Genomic DNA, 25,236 nt, shown 5'->3' with positions numbered 1-25,236 from the left:
CGCTGACTAAGAGTATTAGTAGGTGCTGCAATTTGATTGGCCCGGGACTGAGCGTGTGCGCCCTATAGCATCAAAGCATATGCTGATCCCATAGGTCGTGTTGAGGTTGTTGTCTGACGGATAGTTGATGTCAAAACGGTCTGCAGTCGAGAGACCCGCTCTGCCCCTAGCGTCAAAATCTATGCGCCGTGTATTGCTTTGCGCCATCACTGTGTAGTTGGTGTTCCCAACTCTGCGAACCAGGATCATGTCTTGGGCGGCCACAGCATTGGTGGTGGCATTTTTCCCGTAGTTGCTGTCGCAATTGGCATTCAGAAAAACTATCCAGCCTACTTGCCAGTCTTGGGTACTCTGTTTGCAAAACGGCGTTGCGTTGTCCACGGTGTCACTCATGCACATAGTGGTGCATAGGTTTTTACTCACCGCTTCATTGCGAGCCCTCAGGAGGCTGCCACTGAACTCGTTGCCGATGTTCGCGAAATTGTTGCGCACAAAAAATATGCGCAGAGATGGTACGGCGAGACTCGCCAAGATCGCAAGAATGGTTAGAGCAACCATCAATTCGATCATGGTGAAACCGCGCTTGTGCGAGATACGGGCGTAAAGATGGGGGGCCAACATGTATCTGATTGTGCAATCAATACACGCCGCGGGGATGGCCGCTAGTCCTGCCAAACTTACCGTTTGCCCTGCACGGAGGGCTATGGGAGGCTAGATATCCTGGATCAGCCTGCTGAACTCGTCCACGTCTTCAAAGCTGCGGTAGACCGAGGCAAAGCGAACATAGGCTACCTTGTCCAGGTTCTTCAGCTCGCGCATGACCAGCTCGCCCAGTTTGGCAGTAGGCATTTCCTTGACACCGCTGGATAGCAAGGTGCGTTCGATACGGTCCAGGGCCGCCTCTACTTGTTCAATGCCCACGGGCCGTTTGCGCAGCGCCAGGCGCATGGACGCCTGTAATTTGCTGCGGTCAAAGTCGGTGCGGCTGCCATCCTTTTTGACTACGCTGGGCATGGCGACTTCTGCCCGTTCGTAAGTGGTAAAGCGTTGCTCGCAGCCCCCGCAGCGGCGCCGGCGACGGACCAGGTCGCCGTCGTCAGATTCACGGGTTTCGACAACTTGGGTCTCACCGTGGCCGCAGAAGGGGCATTTCATGGCTAGCTAACGCTTAGCGGTAGACAGGGAAGCGGCTGGTCAGTGCTGCGACCTTGGCACGTACGGTGTCCAGGTTCGCCGCGTCACGCGGGTTGTCCAGCACGTCGGCCACCAGGTTCGCGGTAGCACGGGCTTCTTCGTCCTTGAAGCCACGGGTGGTCATGGCGGGGGTGCCGATACGCACGCCGCTGGTGACCATGGGCTTTTCCGGGTCGTTGGGGATGGCGTTTTTGTTGATCGTCATGTGGGCACTGCCCAGCACGGCCTCGGCTTCCTTGCCCGTGATGCCCTTGGCGCGCAGGTCCACCAGCATGACGTGGCTTTGCGTACCGCCGCTGACGATGCGCAGGCCACGTTGGGTCAGGGTTTCGGCCACGATCTGGGCGTTCTTCAATACCTGTTGTTGGTAGGTCTTGAATTCGGGCGTGAGTGCTTCCTTGAACGCCACAGCCTTGGCTGCGATGACGTGCATCAGCGGGCCGCCTTGCAGGCCTGGGAAGATGGCGCTGTTGATGGCCTTCTCAAACTCCGACTTCATCAAGATGATGCCGCCACGTGGGCCGCGCAGGCTCTTGTGGGTGGTGGAGGTGACGATGTCGGCGTGGGGCACGGGGTTGGGGTAAATGCCGGCGGCAATCAGGCCTGCGTAGTGCGCCATATCGACCATGAAGATGGCTCCTACGTCCTTGGCGACTTTGGCAAAGCGCTCAAAATCAATAGCAAGAGAGTAAGCGCTGGCGCCCGCAATAATCAGTTTTGGCTTGGTTTCATGGGCCTTGCGTTCCATCGCGTCGTAGTCGATGGCTTCGTTGGCATCCAGACCGTAGCTGACGACGTTGAACCATTTGCCGCTCATGTTCAGTGCCATGCCATGGGTCAGGTGGCCGCCTTCAGACAGGCTCATGCCCATGATGGTGTCGCCGGGCTTGAGGAAGGCCAGGAATACGGCTTCGTTGGCCGATGCGCCGCAATGTGGCTGCACGTTGGCGGCTTCAGCGCCAAAGAGTTGCTTGACGCGGTCGATGGCCAGTTGTTCGGCTATATCGACGTATTCGCAGCCGCCGTAGTAGCGGCGGCCGGGGTAGCCTTCGGCGTATTTGTTGGTGAGCTGCGAGCCTTGCGCGGCCATGACGGCGGGAGAGGCGTAGTTTTCGCTGGCGATCAGCTCGATGTGGTGTTCTTGGCGGGCGTTTTCGGCCTGGATGGCGGCGAACAGCTCGGGGTCGGTTTGTTCAATCAGAATGCGGCGGTCGTACATGGCAGTCCTATCAGACGAAGGTCTTGGGGTTGGAACAAGTGCTGCCCAGGCGAACGGCTGAACACCAGACCACAGCCTGGTGGCACGCTTCCCAGTGGTTGTCCGAAAAACCTTGTAATAAAGGTGCTGCGGTGGTCCACGTCAGCGTGAGCACCCGCTGCCGGGGTCACGCCTATCGCCAGTTGCGTACCTGCCTAGTGTAACGGAGCCAGTGAACGCAGATCAGTACTTGCCGAGTGCTGCCACTTTTTGTACGTCATCCGTTGCGGGCAGCTTTTGGGCGGGCGCAGTGACGGGGATCGTACGGAGCTGCGGGGCCGTGGGCGTTGCGCGACCGGCGGCCACTTGTTGTAGTCGGGCGTGTTCGGCCATGACTTTGCTGGCGTAGCCACCGTCATCTTCGATGTTGGCCGCACCTACGTAAAAACGTAGTCCGCCTTCGACTGAACCGGCGCGAGCAATGCACTCTTGCAATACTTTGACACCCACGCGCAGATTGGTCAGCGGATCAAACGCTGCCAGCTTGCCGCCAAAAACGTCGTACTTCTGGGTGTGAACCTGGGTCATGACTTGCATCAGGCCTTGGGCACCCACAGAGCTTTGGGCAAAGGGGTTGAAGCCGGATTCGATGGCCATGACGGCCAGGATCAAGGTCGGGTCAAGCTTGACCCGACTGCCGATGTCATAGGCTTCGGCCACCAGGGCGCTGACCGGTTCGGCCGCAACATGGTATTTTTTGCTCAACCAATAAGCCACGGCCGCTTGCTGTTTAGGCAGGTCCTTGGGGTTGCTTGCGGTTGCACGGTCCACCGCCTCGGTGTCTGCCTCGGCAATGTCTTCCATGCCGGTAGGTTCAACCTGGCGTTCTTGCAACCAGCCCATCAACTGGACTTCGGCCACCTGGCGCAGATCGGGCCGGGCGGTCATGGTCACGACGGTAAAAGCCACAACCAAGCCCAAGAGGGCAAATCCGTTGTGGGTAATCTCAAAAAAGCCTTGGGCAATATCGGATGCGAAGGTTCGCAGTCCATGTCCTAACTTTTGTAACGCTGTCATAGCACTTCCTCATCGAGCGAAGGCCGGGGGCGATCAATTTGCGTAAGAGCAATTCGCTTTGGCACTTCGATTGGGTGGGTACGCTATCAGTATCCTGCGGCGCCTTCCAGGCTTGTGCAGCGATCTGATGTAGCCGGGGGTCGGCAGCGGATTCGGGTTGTCCCTAGGCCATAGGGGGAGGGACGGGCGGATTCTAGGAGGACTTATCATATCAAGTCAAGAATATGAAAGTTAATCTTTATAATAAATTAGCAATTTCGAAGCCCGTTTTCACCTAATTTGCACAGCGAAACTGTCACTTGGGAAAGGTGTCAGGGATTTTTTTGTTTCATGATGTAAGTGCATGATGGTGGTGTATACACCTGTTGTGTTGCTACTACCTCGATTTCATGTGTCAAGAAAATTGACTCAATCGCAGACTGCATATGCATTGAAAAGCAGATTTGTAATCCGCACCACCATGGACTAAATTGACACCGCCTGTGCAAACAGGCGTTCACCGGTAGGAGCCTGCTAAGCCTGACACTTTGCGACGGCGGTGTGGAGCAGCCCCGGTACTATATGGAGGCAATCTCTTGCTTCCAATGCAATGGGGGACATCACTCTCTCCCTTGCAAACCCAGACGGCATGAACCGCAAGTTCGCCGTCAAGCCCGGCGGCCAGGCTCACTACCTACCGTCCGGGCTTTCTGCTTTTCAGGCGGTGCATTCCCTCACAGCGCCGCGCATGTCTGGCGGCAAAATGGGCACCATGACTTTTGCATCTTTTGTTTCCCGTCCATGGCTGCGCCGCGTGCTGTGGGCCCTCGCTGGTTTGTTGGTGTTATGGGCGCTGGCCTGGTTGGCGGTGCCACCGCTATTGAAAAGCCAGTTGGAGAAGGCGGGCAGCGAAAAGCTGGGTCGCCAGGTGCAGGTCGGCCACGTGGACTTCCACCCCTGGACGCTGGCACTGACGCTGGACCAGCTCTCGATCGCCGCTTCCGCGGGGGCCACGCCGCAGCTACGCATAGAGCATGTGCTGGTGGACGTGGCGCTCTGGCAATCCCTGCGCCGGCTGGCTCCCGTGGTCGATGCGATTGCGGTGCAACAGCCGCAGCTGAAGATCACCCACCTGGGCGAGGGGCGCTACGACTTTGACGATATCGTGGCCCGCCTGGCCACACCGCCTGATCCCCAGCCCAGCCCTACGCCCTCGTTTGCGCTGTACAACATCACTCTGACCGGCGGGTCGGTGGACTTTGTGGATCAGCCTGTGGGCAAAACCCATGCGGTGCGCGATCTGCACCTGAGCCTGCCTTTCATCAGTAACCTGGATTCGCAGCGCAGCATCCAGGCCGAGCCCAGGCTGGCCTTTACCCTGAATGGCAGCAGTTTTGACACCGCGGCCCAGACTACGCCCTTCGAGCCCACCCGCAAGACGGATGCGCATCTGGTCTTGAAAAACCTGGACTTTGCGCCCTATCTGCCTTATTTGCCCGCCAGCCTGCCGGTCAAGGTGCAGGGGGCGGTGCTGAATGCCGACCTGCAGCTGGCGTTTGAAGAGACTCCCAAGATGGCCGTGCGCCTGCGCGGCGTGCTGCAGGCCGACAAGCTGCGGGTGGCGAACCCCCAAGGCGCACCGTGGCTGGCGCTGGACAGCTTGAAGCTGACGCTGGACGATGTGCGGCCGTTGGAGCAGGTGGTAAAGCTGTCTTCGGTCGAATTGAACGCGCTAGCGCTGGATATGCGCCGCAATGCTGCCGGTCAGCTGGATTTTCTGGTGCCGCCGGTTGCTCCTAAAAACGTAGCTTCTCCCGCAGGTAAATCAAGCGCTAGCGGTCAAAAAGATGTTGAGGTTGCAGCGTCCTCGCCGTGGAAGCTCAACGTGGCCAAGCTGGCGCTGACACGGGGCAGTATGCGCTGGACCGACGCCACGACCCGCCCGGCAGCCCAGCTGGCTTTGAACGATGTGGCATTGGAGGCATCGGCCATCGCCTGGCCGTTCACCCAGCCGCTGAAGTTCAGCGGGCAGGCCCAGTTGGAAGGGGGGGGGAAGGCCCCGGTTGGCAAGGCTGCCGAGCTGCGCTTTAGCGGCTCCGCCACCGACCAGGAAGCGAATGTCGATGCCAGCCTGGGCGGCTTGCCGCTGGACCTGGCTGCGCCGTACTTGACCGCCGTGCTGGAGCCCCGGTTGAGTGGCCAACTGAATGCCGATCTACAGCTGCACTGGAAGGCGCCTGACGCGCTGCAGCTCACGGCCAAGCAACTCACCCTGGACGGCCTGGCGCTGGGTACGCCGTCCAACGGCGGCAAGCCGGCAGCGGCAGCCCTGGCCAGCCTGCGCCAGCTGCAGTTGCTGCAAGCCCAGGTCGATCTGGCCCAGCACAGCGTGCGCATCGGCAAGTTGGCCATGACCGAGCCGCGTGCCAAGGTGGAGCGGGGCGCCGACCAACGCTGGATGTTCGAGCGCTGGCTGAAAACGGCCGCCGGTACCACGCCAGCAGCCGCGTCCGCGGCGACTGCGCCGGCGACTTCCAGCGCAACGGCCAAGCCCTGGTCCATCAACGTGGCTGACTTTGCCTTGGAAGGCGGCGCCGTCTCCTATATAGATAAGGCGACGTCTCAGCCTGTCTCCTTGGATTTGACGGCTTTGCAGGTGCAGATGAAAGACCTGGACCCGAACAGTGCAAAGCCCTCGCCGCTGAATATTGCCGCCCGTATCGGCGCCGGCAATGTAGAGGCTGGACGCATGTCTTACAAAGGTACGCTGGCTCTGCAGCCGCTGGCAGCCCAGGGCCAAGTGGATTTGGTACATCTGCCCCTGCATGCCCTGGAGCCGTATTTCGGTGCCGGCCTGAATGTGGACATTGTGCGGGCCGACACCAGCTTCAAAGGCCAGGTCGCTTACAGCGCCAGCCCGGCCGGGCCGGTGCTCAAAGTGCGTGGCGACGGCACGCTGGAGGAGTTCCGCGCCAACCGTTCGCCCTACAGCAGCACCCCGGATGCGGGCGCCAACCAGAACCGTGAATTGCTGAGCTGGAAGCTGCTGAACCTGCGCGGGGTGGACGTGGCACTGGCTCCGGCCGCCGTGACCCGCATCGAGGTCAAGGAAACCGCGCTCAGCGACTTCTATGCCCGCGTGGTCTTGGACGAAACCGGCCGTATCAACTTGCAAGACCTGGTCAAATCCAGTCCGACGGAACCGGTTGGTGCTACTAATACTGTAGCTGCCAGCGCAGGTAAATCCAGCGCTGGCGGCCAAAATAATGCAAATGGCGCAGCGCCTGTGGTGCGCATAGGGGCCATCAGTCTGGTCAATGGCCGGGTGCAGTTTTCGGACCGTTTCATCAAGCCCAACTACAGCGCCAACCTCAGCGAGCTGACCGGTAAGCTGGGGGCGTTCTCCTCCGTGGCCGAGCAGGGCGTGGTACAGCAGGCCGACCTGGAGCTGCGCGGCCGGGCCGAGGGCACGGCCTCGCTGGAAATTCTGGGCAAGCTCAACCCGCTGGCCAAGCCCTTGGTGCTGGACATCAACGCCAAGGTCCGCGACCTGGAGCTGCCCGCGCTGTCACCCTACAGCATCAAATACGTCGGCCACGGCATCGAGCGCGGCAAGCTTAGCGTGGACGTGCACTACGTGGTCCAGCCCGATGGCCAACTGACCGCCACCAACAGCATCATCCTGAACCAGCTGATTTTTGGCGACGAGGTGGCGGGCGCGCCGACCAGCCTGCCGGTGAAGCTGGCCGTGGCCCTGCTGGCTGACCGCAATGGCGTGATCGACTTGAACTTGCCCTTGTCCGGTTCGCTGAACGACCCGCAGTTCCGTATTGGGCCGGTGATCTTCAAGATCATCGGCAACCTGATTGCCAAGGCCATTACCTCGCCTTTCAGCCTGCTGGCCAGTGCCTTTGGCGGCGGTGGGGACGAGTTGAGCGTGGTCCACTTCGCCCCCGGCAGCACGGTATTGACCCCCGAGGCCCGGCAAAACCTGGACAAGGTGGCCAAGGCGCTGGAGGCGCGCAATGGCCTGAAGTTGACCGTGGTGGGCAGCGCCAGTGCCGAAGCCGAGCGTGAGGCTCTGCAAAAAGCCCGCTTGCAACGCCGTGTGTTGGCCGAAAAGCGCCGCAACGCCGTGGTGGACGGCGCGGCCGCGCCCGATGCCGATACCAGTGAGCTGGCGTCCATGGCGGTAGACCCGGCCGAATACCCGGCCCTGCTTAAGTCCCTGTACAAGCGGGCCAACTTCCCCAAACCGCGCAACGCCCTGGGTCTGGTCAAGGACTTGCCGGATGCCGATATGGAGCAACTGTTGCTGGCCAATCTGCCCGCCAGCGACGACGCGCTACAGCGTCTGGCGGTACAGCGCGGCGTGGTGGTGCGTGACTACCTGGCGGGCCAAAAGATCCCGCTGGAACGCTTGTTCCTGGGGGCCGCCAAAACCTTGACAACCGAGGCTACCTGGCAGCCACAGGCCGAGCTGCAGTTGGCCATGCCTTGACACCGAACGGCTAAAACCGGGGCCGCCAGAGCGGGATTTATGCGGTGATTTGAAAAGCGGCGAAAATAGCACCTTTGCCCCGAACCGGACTTGTGTGCCGTGGGGCCTAGCGGCCCCGGTGGCCGCTTGTTCTATCCCCAAATAAATTCATCCATGTTCGGCTTCTCTTCTCCTAAAACAACGCCTGCCACTCCTTCTGAAAAGCCTGCCGTGAACGCCACAAAATCCCAAGAACCGCATCCGCTCGACACCCTGACGGGGGGCGCTTTTTCCGCCCACACCGCGGGAGAGCGTGCGCAGCGCATCCGCGACTGGCTGGTCACCAACCCCAGCTACGAGCAGATGCAGGAGGTGTTCCAGGAGCTGAACGGACGGGACCGCGGTGCAGCCAAGCCGTTGAAGGAAAAGCTGGACGAACTCAAGCGCAGCAAGGGCGCTGAAATCATCGCCGCCGAATGGGCCCGCAAGGCCACCGCGCTGCTGGCTCTGCCTAAGCTAAACATGGCCGATGCCATGGCCTGGCAGCGCGATGCCGCCAAGGCCGGCGCGCCGCTGAGCAAGGAGCCGCTGGCCGCCCTGAAGGTACAGCTGGCTGACCGCGTCAAAGGCATTGAAGACCTGCAGCACCGCGTGCAGGTGCAGCGTGAAGCCGCAGTGCTGCTGGCCCAGCGCATCGAAGTGCTGTCCACCAAGCCTTGGCGCGATGCCCAGGCCGCACTGGACGTGCTGCGCAACGACGTGCAACACTGGCAAGACCAGGCTGCAGCCCTGGCATCCGACAGCAACTGGACCAGCGTGGACGGCAAGTACCCCACCATGCTGGATGCCTCGCGCGGCCAACTGCTGGTGGTGTGGGACGCCTTCCAGGGCGCTTTGGCCCTGGTCGTCGCGGCCGACGCCGACGCCAATGCGCCGTTGCCCCCCGTGAACGTGTGGGCGGACGAAATCCGCGTGGCCCGTGGCATCCCGCTGGAGGCCGCCAAGCCCGCCAGACAGGCCAAGGAGGCCAAGGCCCCGGTGGACCCGGCCTTGCGCGAAGCCGCTAACAAGGCGGTGCAAGACGCACTCAGCAAGGTCGAGCAAGAAGTGGCCGAAGGCCATGGCAAGGCCAGCGCCGGCGCTGCAGCCGCATTGCGCAATGCCTTGAAAGAACACAACCGCCTGGTCGATGAGAAGCTGGGCAACGCCGCGCAAGCCGCGCTGGCTGCCGCCGGTGAACTGGAAGGCTGGCAGCGCTGGCGCGCCGACCAACTGCGTGAAGAACTGTTGATCAAGGCCGAAGGCCTGCTCAAGCGCCCCGAGGGCCATGCCCTGGGTGGCCGCAAGATGCAAGACACGCTGCGCCAGATGCGAGAGCAATGGAAGCAGACCGACCAAGGCGGCGTGCCCAACCATGCGCTTTGGAAGCGTTTTGACGAAGCCTGCAACGAAGCCTACAAGGTCGTCGAAGCCTGGCTGGACAAGGTCAAGACCGAAGCCGTGGCCAACAAGGCCCAGCGCCTGGCGCTGATCGAAGAAGTCAAGGCCTGGGCCGCCGAGAACGTGACGGCCAAGGACGGCGACTGGAAGGGCTTCTCCCGCATCCTGCACCAGTTCGGCGACCGCTGGCGCGATGCCGGCCACCTGGGCGAAAAGGCTTTCGCTGAAATGCAGCCGCTATGGAAAGAGGCCATCAGCCTGGCCGCTGCGCCACTGGAAAACCTGCAAAAGCAGAGCGTGGAACGCCGCCAGGCCATGATCGAAGAGGCCAAAGTGCTGGGTACTGCACCCGTGCTGCGCATCGACGCCGTCAAATCCCTGCAGCAACGCTGGCAGGCCGAGGCCCAGGGCGTGCCGTTGGATCGCAAGTTCGAACAAAAGCTGTGGGACGCCTTCCGCAAGCCACTGGACGAGGCCTTCAACCGTAAGACCGAAGAGCGCAGCAAGGCCGCCACGGCCCTGAGCGACCGCGACCGCATGGTGCTGGACGCCGCCAAGGCTCTAGATGCCGCGAACGCCTCCGGCGATGCGCAAAAGATCCGCTCCGCCATGGCCGACCTGGAAGCCGCCCTGCGTGGCCAGGCCCTGGCCCAGGCCGCCGTGAATGCCGACAAGGCCGACGCTGCCGCCCAGTCCGCTGTGCAGGCCGAGTCTGCGGCTGCCGCACCGGCGGCTGAGACTTCTGAAGAAAATACGCCTGCAGCGCAGGAAGAATCTGCGCAAGCAGCTATTGAAAATGTAGCAAACGCAGAACCCGCCGCAGAAGCAGCCCCGGTTGAAGCGCCCAAGCCGGTGCGCAAGCCTGTGGTGGCGATGCGCGGCGACGACCGTCCCGGCATGAAGAAGGCCGAGCCTGCGCCCGCTGCGGGCCGTGGCGGTAAGTTCGGTGACCGTAAGGACGGCCCGCGTGGCGCGGCCCGCCCTGGCGACAACAAGTTCGAGCCCCGCCGCGACGACCGTGGTGGCCGTGACGGTGGCCGTTTTGGCGAGCGCCCCGCGTTCGAAGACCGTGGCCCACGCCTGGGCGATGCGGCCTTCCGCGCCCAGCGCGATGCGCTGGAAAACGCCCAGCACGCGCTGAAGAAGCTGGCCGCGCAAGCCCATGGCGAGGTTTTGACCGACCTGCTCAGCGCTTGGGAAAAACGTGACGTGGCTCAGCTGCCCAGCGCCCAGGCCCTGGGTCATGGCGTGAACCCCGCGACCCGCACGGCCTGGGCACAAAGCCTGAGCGCCCCCGCAAAGACCGATGAAAAGACGGCCGCAGAAGCCCTGCTGCGTCTGGAAATCGCTGCTGAAGCACCCACGCCGGCCGAGTTGGTCAGCGCCCGTCGCATGCTGCAACTGCAGTTGCTGACCAAGCGCAACGACCCGTCGCCCGCACAAACCTGGGCGCAAGATGCGGCCAAGGTCTGGGCCAGCAACTTCGATGCCGGCCAGGCGCGACGCATGCAGACCGTGCTGAAAGTCTTGCTCAAGCGCTAAGCGAGAGGTGGTGTACGGTGTGGCCGGCGGCTTGTAACGGGCAGGCTCTCGGCTTGGGATGGCGTAAGCGTATTCCAGGGAGTGCTACTCTGGTGGGCGGGCTGTGCCCATGAGTACGGATGCCATGCCTGTAGAGGCCCGGAGCACCGGCACTGCATTGAAGGCCGTGCGCGAGCGCCCCGTGTGGCATACCGTGCTGCTGCTGTGCCTGGGTCAGGTGCTGTTATGGAGCCTGGCCTCAGGCCTGACCTACAAGGCACCTGAGATCGATTCGGCCGAGCAGTTCATCTGGTCGTTTTCGCTGGAAAACGGCTACTGGAAGCATCCGCCCGTGCCGTCTTGGTTGATGCACGGCTTGCTGCAGGTGTTTGGCCCTTCGGTGGTGCTGCCATTCGTGGCAGCGCAGGCTAGTACTGTGCTGGCCTTGTTCCTGACCTGGCGCCTGGGCTGCGAATTCATGTCGCAGCGGCGGGCGTTGGTGGCGGTCGCCCTGACCTCGCTGGTGACCTACCACAACCTGGGTGCCGACAACTTCAACCACAACACCGCGTTGCTGCCCTTCCAGGCGGCGATGGTGTTGACGTTCTATTTGGCGTCCCGCCGGAGATCGCTTTATCTGTGGGCTTTGGCGGGGCTGTATGCCGGCTTGTCCATGATGGTGAAGTATGTGGCGCTGATGCCCATCGCCGGTTTGCTGTTGTACCTGGCGCTGGACCGGGCCATGCACCACCGCATCACGCTGCAGGGCCTGGCCGTGGCGGCCCTGGTGTGTGTGGCCGTGCTGGTGCCGCACGCCATCTGGCTGCAAACCACGAATTTCCTGCCTTTTCGCTATGCCCATTCCGTGACACAGCCCTTGCAAGGCTGGGCCGCCCAGTTGGCTAGCCTGGGGGCTTTTGCGGGCATCCAGCTGGCCCGCGTCTGGCCGTTGGTGCTGGGCCTGCTCTATTTGCGCAGGCTGTGCCGTAGAAGTACGGAGGCGCTGCAACCCACGCCGGCCCTGAACCCATCGGACCGCTTATTCCTGTGGGTTGCCACCTTGGCGCCGCTGGTGCTGACGGTGGTGTACTGCGTTGCGACCCGGACGGAGTTGGTGTCCCGTTGGGGCGCGAATGCATTTTTACTGACGGGCTTGCTTGCGATGGCCGTGCTGCGTACACCTACGTCCAGTTTGATTGAGCGTTCTATCTTGCGTGCGGTGATCGCTGCGCATATTGTTCTATGCCTGATCTTGGTGTTGGGCAAGACGGTGGTGGCCGAGCATTTCCATTGGCGGACCCGGGCCAACTTCCCAGGCGGTTTGCTGGCGAGCAATGCCATGGAGGAGTGGCGCAAGAACACCAGCGTGCCCTTGCGCATCGTTGTCTCGGATATCTGGCTGGGCGGCAATATCGTGGCCCACAGCTCAAGTTCGCAGCGGGTGGCGGTGCTGATTGACGGTTACTACTTCAAATCGCCCTGGGTCAATGCCGAGGCCATCCGCACCTGCGGTGCCATGGTGCTGGACGATCAGACGCGGGGCGCTACCGGTTCGTCGACCAACAGCCCGGAGCTGAACCGTCTGATGGCGCAGGCTTCGGTCACCGGTGCCTGGAATATGCCTTGGGCCGTGTCGCAGGCCCAGGCCACCGAAAGCGGTACCGGCGTGGTGCGCTGGGGCATTATCCTGCCCAGTGCACCCGGTAGCTGCATGGTCCGCTGAGGCTTCAGTTCTTATCGCCCAGCAGGCTGCTGGGCCGTGTCTGGCTGGCCAGTAGCGTTAGCTGGCGTCGGGCGCGGGTGATGCCTACATAGAAGGTATTGGCTTCCTCGCCCGCGTCGGAATGCGGGTCGGGGAACTCGCCTTGTGCCAGATACGGTATTTGCACCATATCGAATTCCAGGCCCTTGACGCTGGTAATGCTGGCAAGCAGCAGGCTGTTACCTTTGTCGCGCTGGCTGTCGTGCTGCTTTTGCTCGATTGCGTTCAGGTGCTGGAAGAATAGCGCCGGGCTGGCAAAGCGCTCGGCCGCCTGGGCCAGCCAGGCCAGGTTGGTTTCGGCCTCCACACGGCGTAGGCGTGAGCTGAGCACCTGGTTCATCAGGGTGTGGATCTGCAAATCTTTCAGCACGGCGTCCAGCAGGCCGGGGTCGGTGTGGTTACGTATGCGCTGCACGGCAGCCTGCAGTCGCTTGCGGGTATTGATTGGCGCATTGCGCAGCACCTGGTTGTCGAAGAATGAGGTCAGGAACAGCGGGTTATCGGTGACGCTGCGCACGGCATCGTCCAACAGCTCCTGCTGCGACTCGTGCTCGCGCCCCTCCACCTGGATGTGTGAGCCGGCAAAAAACACCAGCGCGCGCATCACCAGGGCGCGGGTGCGCTCCACGGTAACGCTGCGCAGGTCGTCGGTAGCCACGGCCAGCAGGCCGCGCAGGAACAGCACCTCGGGCCGCAGCACATAGCTGTCGAAGCCGCGCGTGGTGTAGGGCAGGCCGGCCTCGATCAAGGCGTTTTCAATCTGCACCGACTGGTGGGCATGGCGCAGCAGCACCGCACATTCATGCATCTTGGCGCGCGGCTGGCTCTTCCATTGCAGGGCCTGCTGCACCACCTGTGCAGCGCAGGCGGCGTTGTCGGCATAGTCCAGGCGCGTGAGCTGGGTGGTGTGCGGGGCCATGGTGGCGTAAGCCTTGTTGGCGATCTGGCCAGCCAGCTTGGCCACGGCGGTGCCGAAGCGGAAGCTATGCGTCAGCGGGTAGCGCTGAACCTTGTGGCTGCTGTGTTCGGCCAGGCTGCTGCGCATGAATTTGGCGTCGGCGCCGGTGGCTTTGTGGATCACCTGGTCGATGTCTCCCACACCGCAAAAGAAGCAGCGGTTGCTGGCCAGCAGGGCCTGCAGCACGGTGAACATGGCCTGGTTCATGTCGTGCATTTCGTCGATGACCAGCACCTTCACCCGGGTCGGCCAGGCGGGGTAGTGCTCCATGGGCTCGGCCTCCTGCAGCATGCAGGCCAGATCGTAGGTGGCGTCATGCGGGCCGCGGAAGGCGGGCTTTTCGGGGTTGGCGCAACGCAGGCGTTCAAACGCCAGGTAGATCTTGAGCTGGGTGTATTCGATTTCCAGGGAGGCGGCGTAGTCGGGCGTGACGGACTGCTCCTGGCGCTCCAGCACATCGCGCAGCGTGCCTTTGAGGATTTCGCTGTATTGCAAAAAACTGTCGACCAGACCCTGGTCACCCAGGGTGGGCATGAGCAGTTCTTCTGGCCATTTTTCACCGGGGTGTTCAGCCACGCGTTCCACGGCCTCCCACAGCACGGGGCTGAATTGTTCGGCCTCGGTGTAGAGAGGTATGGGCCCGCCCTCCATGTCGCGTAGCACCTGGCTGCAAAAGGCCTCGAAGGTTTGTATGCGCAGTTGCTGGACGATGGCGGCTGGCACACCGATCTTTTTCAGCGCCGTCTTGAGTGCCAGCTGGGCGGCGTCGGTATAGGTCAACGCGAAGATGTGTTCGGGCCGGGTGCCGCGCGTCCAGGCTTCGGCCATACGCAGGGCCAGCACGGTGGTTTTGGAGGCGCCCGCGTTGGCCTCCACGATCGCCATGCGCGCTGGGCTGACCTGCACCGCCAGCTGTTCGGCCGTGGGCGTGATGGCCTTGGGCTGGAAATGCGCCACGGTTTTGGGATCGACTGCGGATATTGCTTGCATGGAGGCCTGAGAGGGTGGTTTGTCGGCCATAAAAAAAGCTCCCGAAGGAGCCTTTTTAGGGTTCGCCTGGGCGTGTATTAGACGCGCTTGCGGTATTCGCCGGTGCGGGTGTCGATTTCGACCTTGTCGCCCTGGGCCACGAAGATTGGCACGCCGAATTCAAAGCCGGTAGCAATCTTGGCGGGCTTCAGCACCTTGCCGGACGTGTCGCCCTTGACGGCGGGTTCGGTCCAGGTGATTTCGCGCTGCACGCTGGTGGGCAGCTCGACCGAGATGGCCTTGCCGTCGTAGAACACGACTTCCAGTTCCATGCCGTCTTCCAGGTAGTTCAGTGCGTCGCCCATGTTTTCGGCTTCGACTTCGTACTGGTTGTATTCGGTGTCCATGCAGATGTACATGGGTTCGGCGAAGTAGGAGTAGGTGCACTCTTTCTTGTCCAGCACGATCTGGTCGATCTTGTCGTCGGCCTTGAACACCACTTCGGTGTTGAAGTTGGCGATCAGGCTCTTGAGCTTCATGCGCACGGTAGCGGAGTTGCGGCCGCCGCGGCTGTATTCGGTTTTCAGGACGACCATCGGGTCCTTGCCGTTCATGATGACGTTGCCTGCGCGGATTTCTTGGGCGATTTTCATAGCATTCTCTGGAGTGAGGGCCGCGCAACGCTCCCGGGAACATCTTCGGGGGATATGTCTGCGGCGGGTGGGGCAAAACATCGCGTTTGCCGATAGCAGCCCGTTTGGGCAAAGCCCTGGATTTTAACGGTTTTTAGGCTGGAAGCTCAGAAGCTGCGTCGCCAGGTCAGCTTGCAGCAACAGTCGGGCCCGTAAAGCCTTGGCCCAGGTATTCCAGTCCGCTAGGTCGAGTACCGGCAACTGGCCGGCCTGTAGCCCGTTCCAGACGCGGTGGAATTGGCGCAGCGAGTCTGGCGCCTGGGCCATGTCCAGAAAGGCTTCCAGCTTGGCGTGGTGGGCCGCGTCGTCCTGCGGATAAATGTGCCAGACGAAGGGCTTGCCGGCCCAGATGGCCCGCACCAGGGAGTCTTCGCCGCGCACCAGATTCCAGTCGGCGGCCCACAGCAGGTGGTCGAATTCGCGTTGGGTCAATGCGGGTAGGTATGAAATCGATAGCTGCCCCTGCAGGTAGGATAAGCGCCGCAGGCAGTTTTCATCTGAAAGCAATGCCTGCACCGCGTGCGCCGCCCGGCCGGCGGTGACCAGCAGCCGGGTGGGGCGGGGTGCGCTGGCCAGCTGTTCCAGAAAGGCTTTCAGGGCTGGGGGCTCGTAGCAGAACAGGCTGACCAATGTCTCTTCGCTGCTGGCCTGTGGGGCGCCCAAGCCGTGCTGCAACCGGGGCCATAGGTCTTGTAGCCAGGCGCTGCGGTCGAAGTCGGCTTGCCTCTGGGCCAGATCGGTTTCGCGCAGCAGGCCGCCGGTCTTGTCGCTGAAGCCGGGGTAGAAGAACCATTTCAGTCGACCCGCGGCCGGGCCGTCGCGCACCTGCGAGGGCAGGGCGTGGCTGCGCTCCACATAGCCCTCGGCCGACAGGTATTCGAGGTTGATCCACAAGGGTTTTGAACCACTGGCGCAGGTATCGCCTGCGCGAGCTGCTATGAATTCAGGAGCAATCTCGCAACCGAAGGCTTCAACCCAGACATCGCTGGAGCTTAGTCCCGCCAGGTCCAGTGGCTGGGTCCAGTGCCTGACTTCCACGCCAGCGCAGCCATGCGGCGCCATCCAGGCCAGGGCCGACGGATCGTCCACCCACAGCCGCACCTGCATGCCGCGCGCGGCCAGGTCGGTGGACAGGCGCCAGCAGACGCCGATGTCGCCAAAGTTGTCTATCACCTGGCAGAAGATGTCCCAGGTTTTCATGCGGGCCAGTCCAGTTTGCCGGCCACGTCGATATGCGTCAGGTACAGGCGCACGTCGAATTCCAGCTGGTGGTAGTCGGGCTCCATATAGGTACACAGCTGGTAGAAGGCCTTGTCGTGGTTGCGCTCTTTCAGGTGGGCGAGTTCGTGCACCGCGATCATTTTCAGGAAGGCATCGGGCACGTCCTTGAACAGGGTGGCGATGCGGATTTCGTGCTTGGCCTTGAGCTTGTTGCCCTGCACCCGCGACACCGTGGTGTGGGTGCCCAGCGCATGGTGGTAGACGTGCAGCTTGGCGTCAAAGCCGACCTTGTTGATCTGCGCGGCATTGCGCAGGTGTTGGGTTTTCAGGTCCATCACATAGTCGTACAAGGCTTTGTCGGTGCGCACGCTGTGGGCGCTGGGGTATTTTTTCAGCAGCAGTGGGCCGAGCTTGTCGGTGGCCAGCAGCTGCTGCACCTGGGCGGTGACGTGGGCCGGATATGCCGACAGGTATTTCAGGGGGATCATGGGGCGGTGGAGGAGCGCAGCCTTGGATTGTCCACAATACGGCTTATGTCCGAGATTAATCCTGTTGAACCACCTGTCGTGCCCGCTGTCGAGCCCGTGCATTCCGAGCAGTTGCTGAGCGAAGTTGCCGCCTTGCCCGCCTTGCCCGGCGTGTACCGCTATTTCGATGCTGATGGCACGGTGCTGTATGTGGGCAAGGCCAAGAACCTGAAGAAGCGCGTTACGACCTACTTCCAGCGCGACCATGGCGGCACCCGCATCGGCCACATGGTCGGCAAGATTGCGCGCATGCAGACGACAGTGGTGCGCTCCGAGGCCGAGGCGCTGTTGCTGGAAAACAACCTGATCAAGACGTTGCACCCCAAGTACAACATCCTGTTCCGCGACGACAAAAGCTACCCCTATCTGAAGATCACCGCGCTGCCGACCATATCGAGTGTGACGGCCGAGCCGAGCGCCGCGACCTTTCCGCGCGTCGCCTATTACCGTGGCGCGGTCGAGAAGAAGCACCGTTACTTCGGCCCCTTCCCCAGCGCCTGGGCGGTGAAGGAATCCATCCAGCTGCTGCAAAAAGTGTTCCGCCTGCGCACCTGTGAGGACACGGTATTCAACAACCGCACGCGGCCCTGCCTGCTGTACCAGATCAAGCGCTGCTCCGGCCCGTGCGTGAACTTTGTCTCGCCGCAAGACTATGCGCAGGACGTACTGAACGCCGAGAAGTTTCTGGACGGCGAAACCCAGCAGGTGTTGAAGGCGCTGGAGGTCCGCATGATGGCCCACGCCGACAAGCTGGAGTTTGAGCAGGCGGCCGAGCTGCGGAACCAGATGAGCGCCCTGTCTACCGTGCTGCACCAGCAGTCGGTGGACAACGTGTCCGACAAGGACGTGGACATCCTGGCGGTGAAGGTGCAGGGAGGCAGGGCCTGTGTGAACCTGGCCATGGTGCGCGGCGGACGTCACCTTGGCGACAGGGCTTACTACCCCACGCATGTGGAAGACGCGGTGTTCATGAACGCGGTCGAGGTGGAAGGCGAGGATGCGGCCCAGGGCGTGGAGGTGCAGGTGCTGGAGGCCTTTATAGCCCAGCATTACATTGACATCCCCATTCCGCCGGCTCTGATCACCAGCGTGCCAGTTGGCAAGAGTTTGCTCGACGCCTTGTCGTCGCAAAGCGGCACCAAGGTCACGGCGGTGCACAGTCCGCGCGAGCAGCGCCGTGTCTGGCTGGAGATGGCGCAGAAGAATGCCGGCCTGCAGCTGGCTCGCCTGCTGGCCGAGGAGGGCTCGCAGCAAGCCCGCACGCGTGCCCTGGTGGACGCGCTGGATCTGGCGCCGGACGACCTCGATACCTTGCGCATCGAATGTTTTGATATTTCCCACACGGCCGGCGAGGCGACCCAGGCTTCCTGCGTGGTGTTCCAGCAGCACAAGATGCAAAACTCCGAGTACCGGCGTTACAAGATCGAAGGCATTACGCCGGGCGACGATTACGCGGCCATGCGCCAGGTGCTGACACGGCGCTACAGCAAATTTGGCGTGCAGGCTGAGCCCGGTGTTGAGCCACCGGCTGGGCGCATGCCTGACCTTGTGCTGGTCGACGGAGGCAAGGGCCAGGTGTCGATGGCGAAGTCGGTGTTCGAGGCTTTGGGGCTGGACCTGGGGTTGATCGTGGGGGTCGAAAAAGGCGAGGGTCGCAAGGTCGGGCTCGAAGAGTTGGTGTTCGCCGATGGCCGCACCAAGGCCACGCTAGCTCGCGATTCGGCGGCGCTGATGCTGGTTGCGCAGATCCGTGACGAGGCCCATCGCTTCGCCATCACTGGCATGCGCGCCCAGCGCGCCAAGGTCCGTGTGGGTGGTAGCAAGCTGGAGGATATTGCCGGTATCGGCCCGAAGAAACGCGCCAGCCTGTTGCAGCGTTTTGGTGGCATCCGTGGCGTGGCCGCTGCGGGTGTGGACGATATCGCCAAAGTTGACGGCATTTCGCGGGAATTGGCGGAAGAAATCTACCGCGCATTGCGTTGAGGCCCACACCCCAATCGCATGACACAATCAGGTATGTTCTGGACCATTCCCACCATCATGACCTGGACGCGTATCGTCGCGATACCGTTGATCGTCGGGGTCTTTTATTTGCCCCTGGCCGAGCCCAGCCGCAACCTGATTGCGACCGTGATGTTCGTGGTGTTTGCCGCCACCGACTGGCTGGATGGTTTCCTGGCTCGCCGGTTGAACCAGACCTCGTCCTTCGGGGCCTTTCTGGACCCGGTGGCGGATAAATTTCTGGTGTGTGCCTGTGTGTTGGTGCTGGTTTATTTGCGCCGTGCCGATGTCTTCGTGGCGCTTATCATCATTGGCCGCGAGATTGCGATTTCTGCTCTGCGCGAGTGGATGGCACAGATCGGCGCGTCCAAGAGTGTGGCTGTGCACATGATCGGTAAATTGAAGACCGTATCGCAGATGGTGGCTATTCCATTTTTGCTTTTTGACGGCCGCTTGTTCGGCGTGGTGGACACCCATGCGTGGGGTCAGTGGCTGATCTGGATTTCTGCAATCCTGACCATTTGGTCCATGGTTTATTATTTACAGAAGGCCTTGCCGGAGATACGCGCACGTACAAAATAAGTGTTTGCGGCGTCTGCGTTGAAGGCCCCAAAGTAGTGCAATTGCTGCGGGTCACGCGCACCGTTTGTGAGCTGTTGTTGCGGCGAGATAAAAAGTGTGAGTGCTGTTCAAGAGTGGCCCGATTTCAGTCTAGAATCCGCCTCCGCGCCGCTTGAATGCAGTTTGTCCGATTGACATGTTGGGAGTCCAAAGTTTTAATCGGTTGCGCAGTAGGTGCTGCAAAGTTATGTTTCCCCCAGGCCTGTTTTTTTGCGCGCCGCAGAGCAGCAAGTCGGGGGGAATTTGTTAGATACATTGGTCTGAATAAATTAGAGCGAGGGGCTCCTTGTGAACAAAACTGAATTGATTGAACACATCGCAAAGCATGCTGATATTTCCAAGGCTGCTGCTGCGCGTGCGCTGGAGTCCACCATCGGCGCGGTGAAAACCACGCTGAAAAAGGGGGGCACCGTTTCGCTGGTAGGATTCGGCACCTTTGCTGTTGGCAAGCGTGCTGCTCGTGCCGGACGTAATCCGCGTACCGGCGTTGCGATTAAAATCAAGGCAGCCAAGGTGCCAAAGTTTCGTCCAGGCAAGGCATTGAAAGATGCGTTGAACTGAGTTTTCTGTTTCAGGTGGGGTGCTTAGCTCAGTTGGTAGAGCAGCGCCCTTACACGGCGTAGGTCGGCGGTTCGAGCCCGTCAGCACCCACCAACCCCACCCAGTAAAGGCGAACAGATTGTTCGCCTTTTTTGTTTTTTCAAAAGAGTTCTTCCATGTTTGATTTCGTTCGCAAGCACAGCAAGATCATGATGGGCTTGATGTTCTTGTTGATCATTCCTGCGTTCGTGGTGGTCGGTGGTCGTGAGGGCTTCCGGCGTTACAACGAAGGCGGCGATACGGTCGCCAAGGTAGCCGGGCACGACATCAAGCAGGCCGATTGGGATGCTGCGCACCAACGCGAGGTGCAGCGCATGATGGCTTCGCGGCCCAACCTGGACCCCAAGCTGCTCGACTCTGCGGATGCGCGTTACGCCACCTTGGAAAGCTTGGTGCAAGAGCGCGTGCTGGCGGCAGCTGCCGAGAAATTCCGCCTCGTGACCAGCGATGGCAGACTGGCTCGCAGTCTGCAGGAGGACTCCACGATTGCGTCCTTGCGCAAGCCAGATGGATCGTTGGACATGGAGCGTTACCGCCAATTGCTGGCCGCCCAGGGTATGACGCCGGAAATGTTTGAATCCCGCGTGCGCACCGATTTGTCGCAGCGGCAGGTGGTGAATGGTGTGGCTGCCACGGCGTTCGCATCGGGGGTAGAGGCCGATGTGTCTTTGAACGCTTTCTTTGAAAAGCGCGAGGTGCAAGTGGCACTTTTCAAGACGGCGGATTTTGCTTCCAAGGTCAGTCCCAGTGATGCAGAGCTTGAGGCTTGGTACAAGGACCACGCCTCTCTGTACCAGGCTCCCGAACAAGCCCAGGTGGAATACTTGGTACTGGACCTGGATGCCGTGAAAAAAGGCATCGTACCTAACGAGCAGGATTTGCAGACTTACTACAAGGAAAATGCCGAACGTTTGGCAGGCAAAGAAGAGCGTCGTGCCAGCCATATCCTGATCAACGCGCCTAAGGATGCGTCGGTCGAAGATCGTAAAAAGGCCCGTGCCAAGGCCGAGGAATTGCTGGCCCTGGTGAAAAAATCGCCAGCCAGTTTTGCTGATGTCGCCAAGAAGAATTCCCAGGACACAGGCTCTGCTGCGAAGGGCGGTGACCTGGATTACTTTGCGCGTGGCGCTATGGTCAAGCCTTTCGAGGACGCTGCATTTGCCTTGAAGAAAGGTGATATTAGCGACATTGTGGAGTCGGACTTCGGTTTTCACATCATTCAGTTGACGGATATTCGAGCACCCAAGCAACGCAGTTTTGAAGAAATGCGCCCTGAGCTGGAAGCTGCACTGAAGAATCAGCAAGCCCAGAGCAAGTTTGCCGAGGTGGCCGATGTGTTTACAAACGGCGTCTATGAGCAGGCGGACAGCCTCAAGCCTATTGCGGATAAATTGAAGCTGGAGATCAAGACAGCCAGCCTGGGGCGTACCCCTGCAGCAGACGCCAAGGGTGTATTGGCCAATGCCAAATTCTTGAATGCCATTTTTTCGGCAGATTCGATTGAGAAAAAGCACAACACGGAGGCCATTGACGTTGGCTCCAACCAGTTGGTTGCGGGGCGCATCACCCAGTATGCGCCGGCACATACCTTGCCATTGTCTGAGGTCAAAGACCGAGTGCGTATGCAGTTGATTGCGTCGCGTGCAGCAGAGCTGGCCAAGAAGGACGGTATGGACAAGTTGGCGGCCTGGAAGGCCAGCCCTGGTGCGGCGAGTTTGTCTGCTCCTGTCTTGGTGTCGCGGGAAAACGCCCAGCAACAGCTTCCTCGCGTAGTGAATGCCGCCATGCGTGTCGATCTGGCCACTCTGCCTGCGTGGACGGGTGTGGATTTGGGGGAGCAAGGTTATGCCGTGGTCAAGGTCAACAAGCGCGTGCCCCGCGACGTGCCTGCCGCGGATGTGGCGCAGCAAGGGCGTGAGCAATACTCCCAAGGTTGGGCTGCAGCTGAGGGGCGTGCGTACTACCAAACCTTGAAAGAGATGTTCAAGGTCAAGATCAATGTGGCCAAACCGATGCTGAAAACACTATCTGCTGCGGAATAGTCGTTAACCCGCAAAACTCGGGTTATAATTTAAATCTACGGTGGCTGTAGCTCAGTTGGTAGAGTCCAGGATTGTGATTCCTGTTGTCGAGGGTTCGAGCCCCTTCAGCCACCCCAGTTTATAAAAAGCGCACTACTCTTTGGGTAGTGCGCTTTTTTATTTTCCACGTGTCGATGGTTCTTGGCCGTGGTCATGCAGTGGGCATGTGCCAGAAAGCCTGTCTACCATACATGGCGAGAGTGGTGCTAGCCGGCGGTACTCGGCGGTACTCTTTACCGCGAATCAAATATAGATACCCGCATGCGGCCCAGGATCGGGTTCTCGTATACAGTTTGAAAATATTATCTTGAACACCCAACCGCCTTATTTCTAGAAAGCTTGCGTGGAAACACAGCACCCTCAAGTTCTATTGGAACCTGCTTTGCCACAGCTTGCTCGGCAAAGCGGCATGGGTGCAGGAGACGTGACCCAGGCGGCGTTGGCGTCTCTGGTGACGGGTGTTGCGGTGTCGCCCCAAATACTGAGCGTGTTGGACAGTCTGCCTGTCCTGGTTTGCGCCAAGGACTTACACGGAAACCAAGGCATCACCTACTGGAACCGCGAATGCGAGGCTGTTACGGGCTATAGCCGTGACGAACTGGTTGGCCACCCTGAGGCCTTGCAGTGGCTGTATCCGAACTCCGCATACCTGGCACGCAAAATCGCCGACTTCATGGAGCAGGGACCGAGCTTTCGGGATCTGGAGGCCACGCTGACCACCAAGTCCGGTACCAAACGCCGCATTGCCTGGTCCAGCATCGACGGGCTGCAGAAAGGCGACGCCTCTGGCTCCATCTGGTGCATAGGCTTGGATGTGACGGCGCGTTCGGAATCTGATCGCCTGCTGCGCGACCGCGACAAGCTGCTGGGTTCGGTGTTTGGCCATCTACCAGACTTGGTGTATCTCAAGGACGGTGAGGGGCGTTGGCTGTTGACCAACCCTGCGGCACGTGCGGTGCTGGACATATCCGAGCAGCAGGCTTACGGCTATACCGACTTGGAGATTGCCGACCGAGACCATCCCCAGGGCGATAGCCTGCGCCACGGTGCATTGGCTGACGAGGCGACCTGGCAATCAGGGCTGCCGTCGCAGATGCAAGAGATGGTGGAAGATGGCCACGGCAACGCCCGTTGTTTCGACGTGATCCGCGTACCCACCTTTGGTCGACGGGGCGAGCGCATGCATCTGCTGGTGGTGCGCCGCGACATTACCGACCAGCAAATTGCGGCGACCAAGCTGGAGCTGGCGGGCCGCGTTCTGGAGCAGAGCACCGACGGCATCATGGTCACCGATGAGCGCAACCGCATCATCATGGTGAACGGTGCATTTTCTGAAATCACCGGCTACCAGTCCAGCGAAGTGCTTGGGCGCGACCCGCAATTCCTGGCGTCCGGGCAGCACACGCCCATGTTCTTTGAGAATATGTGGAAGGTCTTGACTGGCGAGGGGCGCTGGGCTGGCGAGATTTGGAACCGGCGCAAGAACGGTGAGGTGTATCCGCAGTGGCTGAGTCTGTCGGCACTTCACCAACGTGCCCACGGCGAAATCACCCACTACGTGGCGGCGTTTACCGATTTGAGCTCGCGCAAGGCAGCTGAGGAGCAGATTGCCTATCTGTCCAGCCAGGACGTGATTACCGGTTTGCCGAACCGCACCCACGTAGCGCTGCGCTCTACGCTGGTGCTCAAACATGCACAAAGCACCCACGAGCAGGTGGCGATGATCGTCATTGACGTGGATAACTTCAAGACGCTGAACGACTCCCTGGGCCATGGCGCAGGCGACCAGATGTTGCGTGAGGTCGGCTTGCGCTTGAGCCGGTTTGCCGACGAGCGCTCCGTCATCGGTCGGCTCAGTGGAGACGAGTTTCTGATCCTGCTGCGCAATGTGCAGAGTACGGCGGATGCGGCCCATGCCGTCACGGCTCTGATGGATGCCGTGGGCCAGCCTATGGTGCTAGCCGATATGCCGGTGAACGTGTCCATCTCGGCTGGCATCGCCATGTTTCCTGCCGATGGCGACAATTTCGATGCCCTGTTTGGCAGAGCAGATTCGGCCCTGTATGCCGCTAAACGCGGTGGCCGGGGCACCTACCAGTTTGCCGACGCCACCATGAACGAGGCGGCGCTGGAGCGCTTGCGCATCGAGTCGGCCCTGCGCCGGGCGATTGAAAATAACGCCCTGCGCCTGGAGTACCAGCCTTTGATCCATCTGCCCAGCGGGCGCGTGATCGGTGTCGAGGCCTTGTGCCGCTGGGACCACCCCGAGCGTGGCGCAATTCCCCCTGGCGTGTTTATCCCGATTGCCGAAGACTGCGGCGTGATTGAAGCTTTGGGAGGCTGGGTGCTGAAGACTGCAGCCTTGCAACTGCGCGCCTGGCACGATGCCGGCCGTCCTGATTTGATGATGGCGGTGAATCTGTCGGCCCGGCAGTTTCAGCGCGGTGTGGTGCTCAAGCAGGTGGAAGAGGCGCTGGATGTTTCCGGCATTCCCCCCGATTGTCTGGAGCTGGAGTTGACCGAAAGCGTACTGCTGCACGATGGAGAGGCGGTCACCGCCGTACTGCGCCGACTGCAGGCCTTGGGCGTGAAGCTGTCCATCGACGACTTTGGCACCGGTTATTCCAGTTTTGCGTATTTGCGGCGCATCAAGTTCGACAAGATCAAGATTGACCAGTCTTTTGTGCGCGACCTTATCGACGATCCGGACAATGCCGCCATCGTGCGCGGCATGATTTCGCTAGCCTTGAGCCTGGGTTTGCCGGTGCTGGCCGAGGGTGTGGAAACCGAGGCGGTGGCCCATCGCCTGCGCCATCTGCAGTGCACCTATGCCCAGGGCTACCACTTTGCGCGGCCTTTGCGCCCCGAGGTGTTTGCGCAGCAGCAGGGACTGTAAAGGTCTGGTCGGCGGCAGC

16 protein-coding genes, 2 tRNA genes and 1 riboswitch are annotated in these 25,236 nt (G+C 61.0%); of the genes, 10 read left to right on the top strand and 8 right to left on the bottom strand.

Annotated elements, in window-relative coordinates; genetic code table 11:
* Window positions 1–15: 15 nt before the first annotated feature.
* The 4 genes from AC07O2_RS06920 to AC07O2_RS06905 form a co-directional block, all read right to left on the bottom strand.
* Window positions 16–621 carry a GspH/FimT family pseudopilin gene (locus AC07O2_RS06920; protein WP_495074997.1) on the bottom strand — a complete coding sequence of 202 codons (606 nt, stop codon included), beginning with the start codon at window positions 619–621 and terminating at the stop codon, window positions 16–18.
* Window positions 622–711: 90 nt separating this feature from the next.
* Window positions 712–1,155, bottom strand: coding sequence for a transcriptional regulator NrdR (nrdR, locus tag AC07O2_RS06915; protein ID WP_495074996.1), 444 nt, complete (start codon window positions 1,153–1,155; stop codon window positions 712–714).
* A gap of 13 nt (window positions 1,156–1,168) precedes the next feature.
* Window positions 1,169–2,413 (bottom strand): serine hydroxymethyltransferase, encoded by a 1,245-nt coding sequence (glyA, locus tag AC07O2_RS06910; protein ID WP_495074995.1) that lies wholly within the window; start codon window positions 2,411–2,413, stop codon window positions 1,169–1,171.
* Window positions 2,414–2,449: 36 nt separating this feature from the next.
* Window positions 2,450–2,609, bottom strand: a riboswitch (ZMP/ZTP riboswitch).
* 26 nt (window positions 2,610–2,635) lie between these two features.
* Complete coding sequence (locus tag AC07O2_RS06905) at window positions 2,636–3,469, bottom strand: lytic transglycosylase domain-containing protein (RefSeq protein ID WP_495074994.1); 834 nt, start codon at window positions 3,467–3,469, stop codon at window positions 2,636–2,638.
* 628 nt (window positions 3,470–4,097) lie between these two features.
* Between AC07O2_RS06905 and AC07O2_RS06900 the strand changes: the two genes are divergently transcribed.
* The 3 genes from AC07O2_RS06900 (at window position 4,098) to AC07O2_RS06890 (ending at window position 12,612) form a co-directional block, all read left to right on the top strand.
* Window positions 4,098–7,949 (top strand): DUF748 domain-containing protein, encoded by a 3,852-nt coding sequence (locus AC07O2_RS06900; RefSeq protein ID WP_495074993.1) that lies wholly within the window; start codon window positions 4,098–4,100, stop codon window positions 7,947–7,949.
* A 153-nt stretch (window positions 7,950–8,102) separates the two neighbouring features.
* Entirely contained in the window at window positions 8,103–10,910 is a 2,808-nt protein-coding gene (locus AC07O2_RS06895; RefSeq protein WP_495074992.1) for a DUF349 domain-containing protein, read from the top strand.
* Window positions 10,911–11,019: 109 nt separating this feature from the next.
* The gene (locus tag AC07O2_RS06890; RefSeq protein WP_495074991.1) at window positions 11,020–12,612 is read left to right on the top strand and encodes a glycosyltransferase family 39 protein; all 1,593 of its coding nucleotides are present in this window, start codon (window positions 11,020–11,022) and stop codon (window positions 12,610–12,612) included.
* Window positions 12,613–12,616: 4 nt separating this feature from the next.
* On the opposite strand, the gene AC07O2_RS06885 is transcribed toward AC07O2_RS06890, so the two are convergent.
* The 4 genes from AC07O2_RS06885 to AC07O2_RS06870 form a co-directional block, all read right to left on the bottom strand.
* Window positions 12,617–14,599, bottom strand: a complete 1,983-nt coding sequence (locus AC07O2_RS06885) for a 3'-5' exonuclease (RefSeq protein ID WP_495074990.1) — start codon at window positions 14,597–14,599, stop codon at window positions 12,617–12,619.
* Between the two features lie 77 nt (window positions 14,600–14,676).
* Entirely contained in the window at window positions 14,677–15,231 is a 555-nt protein-coding gene (gene efp, locus AC07O2_RS06880; RefSeq protein ID WP_490592775.1) for an elongation factor P, read from the bottom strand.
* A gap of 123 nt (window positions 15,232–15,354) precedes the next feature.
* Entirely contained in the window at window positions 15,355–16,470 is a 1,116-nt protein-coding gene (gene earP, locus AC07O2_RS06875) for an elongation factor P maturation arginine rhamnosyltransferase EarP (RefSeq protein WP_495074989.1), read from the bottom strand.
* Window positions 16,467–16,979 (bottom strand): M48 metallopeptidase family protein, encoded by a 513-nt coding sequence (locus AC07O2_RS06870; protein ID WP_495074988.1) that lies wholly within the window; start codon window positions 16,977–16,979, stop codon window positions 16,467–16,469. Before AC07O2_RS06870 ends, earP begins: the two co-directional genes overlap by 4 nt.
* Before the next feature lie 45 nt (window positions 16,980–17,024).
* Between AC07O2_RS06870 and uvrC the strand changes: the two genes are divergently transcribed.
* The 7 genes from uvrC (at window position 17,025) to AC07O2_RS06835 (ending at window position 25,217) form a co-directional block, all read left to right on the top strand.
* On the top strand, window positions 17,025–19,001 hold the full coding sequence (gene uvrC / locus AC07O2_RS06865; protein ID WP_495074987.1) for an excinuclease ABC subunit UvrC: 1,977 nt from the start codon (window positions 17,025–17,027) through the stop codon (window positions 18,999–19,001).
* A 33-nt stretch (window positions 19,002–19,034) separates the two neighbouring features.
* Complete coding sequence (pgsA, locus tag AC07O2_RS06860; protein ID WP_495075092.1) at window positions 19,035–19,601, top strand: CDP-diacylglycerol--glycerol-3-phosphate 3-phosphatidyltransferase; 567 nt, start codon at window positions 19,035–19,037, stop codon at window positions 19,599–19,601.
* Between the two features lie 327 nt (window positions 19,602–19,928).
* Window positions 19,929–20,201, top strand: coding sequence for an HU family DNA-binding protein (locus tag AC07O2_RS06855; RefSeq protein WP_490592778.1), 273 nt, complete (start codon window positions 19,929–19,931; stop codon window positions 20,199–20,201).
* A 17-nt stretch (window positions 20,202–20,218) separates the two neighbouring features.
* Window positions 20,219–20,294, top strand: a tRNA-Val gene (locus AC07O2_RS06850).
* A 62-nt stretch (window positions 20,295–20,356) separates the two neighbouring features.
* Window positions 20,357–22,282, top strand: a complete 1,926-nt coding sequence (locus AC07O2_RS06845; RefSeq protein ID WP_495074986.1) for a SurA N-terminal domain-containing protein — start codon at window positions 20,357–20,359, stop codon at window positions 22,280–22,282.
* Between the two features lie 40 nt (window positions 22,283–22,322).
* A tRNA-His gene (locus AC07O2_RS06840) sits at window positions 22,323–22,398 on the top strand.
* Between the two features lie 332 nt (window positions 22,399–22,730).
* The gene (locus tag AC07O2_RS06835) at window positions 22,731–25,217 is read left to right on the top strand and encodes a sensor domain-containing protein (protein ID WP_495074985.1); all 2,487 of its coding nucleotides are present in this window, start codon (window positions 22,731–22,733) and stop codon (window positions 25,215–25,217) included.
* Window positions 25,218–25,236: the final 19 nt, after the last annotated feature.

The organism is Rhodoferax sp. GW821-FHT10B06 (assembly GCF_059415605.1).
This window is presented reverse-complemented; position numbering and strand designations above follow the sequence as displayed.

Bases quoted from the DNA above. Each gene is read 5' to 3' on its own strand.
- AC07O2_RS06920 (WP_495074997.1), bottom strand. From the start codon at position 621: ATGTTGGCCCCCCATCTTTACGCCCGTATCTCGCACAAGCGCGGTTTC.
- nrdR (WP_495074996.1), bottom strand. From the start codon at position 1,155: ATGAAATGCCCCTTCTGCGGCCACGGTGAGACCCAAGTTGTCGAAACC.
- glyA (WP_495074995.1), bottom strand. From the start codon at position 2,413: ATGTACGACCGCCGCATTCTGATTGAACAAACCGACCCCGAGCTGTTC.
- AC07O2_RS06905 (WP_495074994.1), bottom strand. From the start codon at position 3,469: ATGACAGCGTTACAAAAGTTAGGACATGGACTGCGAACCTTCGCATCC.
- AC07O2_RS06900 (WP_495074993.1), top strand. From the start codon at position 4,098: ATGAACCGCAAGTTCGCCGTCAAGCCCGGCGGCCAGGCTCACTACCTA.
- AC07O2_RS06895 (WP_495074992.1), top strand. From the start codon at position 8,103: ATGTTCGGCTTCTCTTCTCCTAAAACAACGCCTGCCACTCCTTCTGAA.
- AC07O2_RS06890 (WP_495074991.1), top strand. From the start codon at position 11,020: ATGAGTACGGATGCCATGCCTGTAGAGGCCCGGAGCACCGGCACTGCA.
- AC07O2_RS06885 (WP_495074990.1), bottom strand. From the start codon at position 14,599: ATGCAAGCAATATCCGCAGTCGATCCCAAAACCGTGGCGCATTTCCAG.
- efp (WP_490592775.1), bottom strand. From the start codon at position 15,231: ATGAAAATCGCCCAAGAAATCCGCGCAGGCAACGTCATCATGAACGGC.
- earP (WP_495074989.1), bottom strand. From the start codon at position 16,470: ATGAAAACCTGGGACATCTTCTGCCAGGTGATAGACAACTTTGGCGAC.
- AC07O2_RS06870 (WP_495074988.1), bottom strand. From the start codon at position 16,979: ATGATCCCCCTGAAATACCTGTCGGCATATCCGGCCCACGTCACCGCC.
- uvrC (WP_495074987.1), top strand. From the start codon at position 17,025: ATGTCCGAGATTAATCCTGTTGAACCACCTGTCGTGCCCGCTGTCGAG.
- pgsA (WP_495075092.1), top strand. From the start codon at position 19,035: ATGTTCTGGACCATTCCCACCATCATGACCTGGACGCGTATCGTCGCG.
- AC07O2_RS06845 (WP_495074986.1), top strand. From the start codon at position 20,357: ATGTTTGATTTCGTTCGCAAGCACAGCAAGATCATGATGGGCTTGATG.
- AC07O2_RS06835 (WP_495074985.1), top strand. From the start codon at position 22,731: ATGGGTGCAGGAGACGTGACCCAGGCGGCGTTGGCGTCTCTGGTGACG.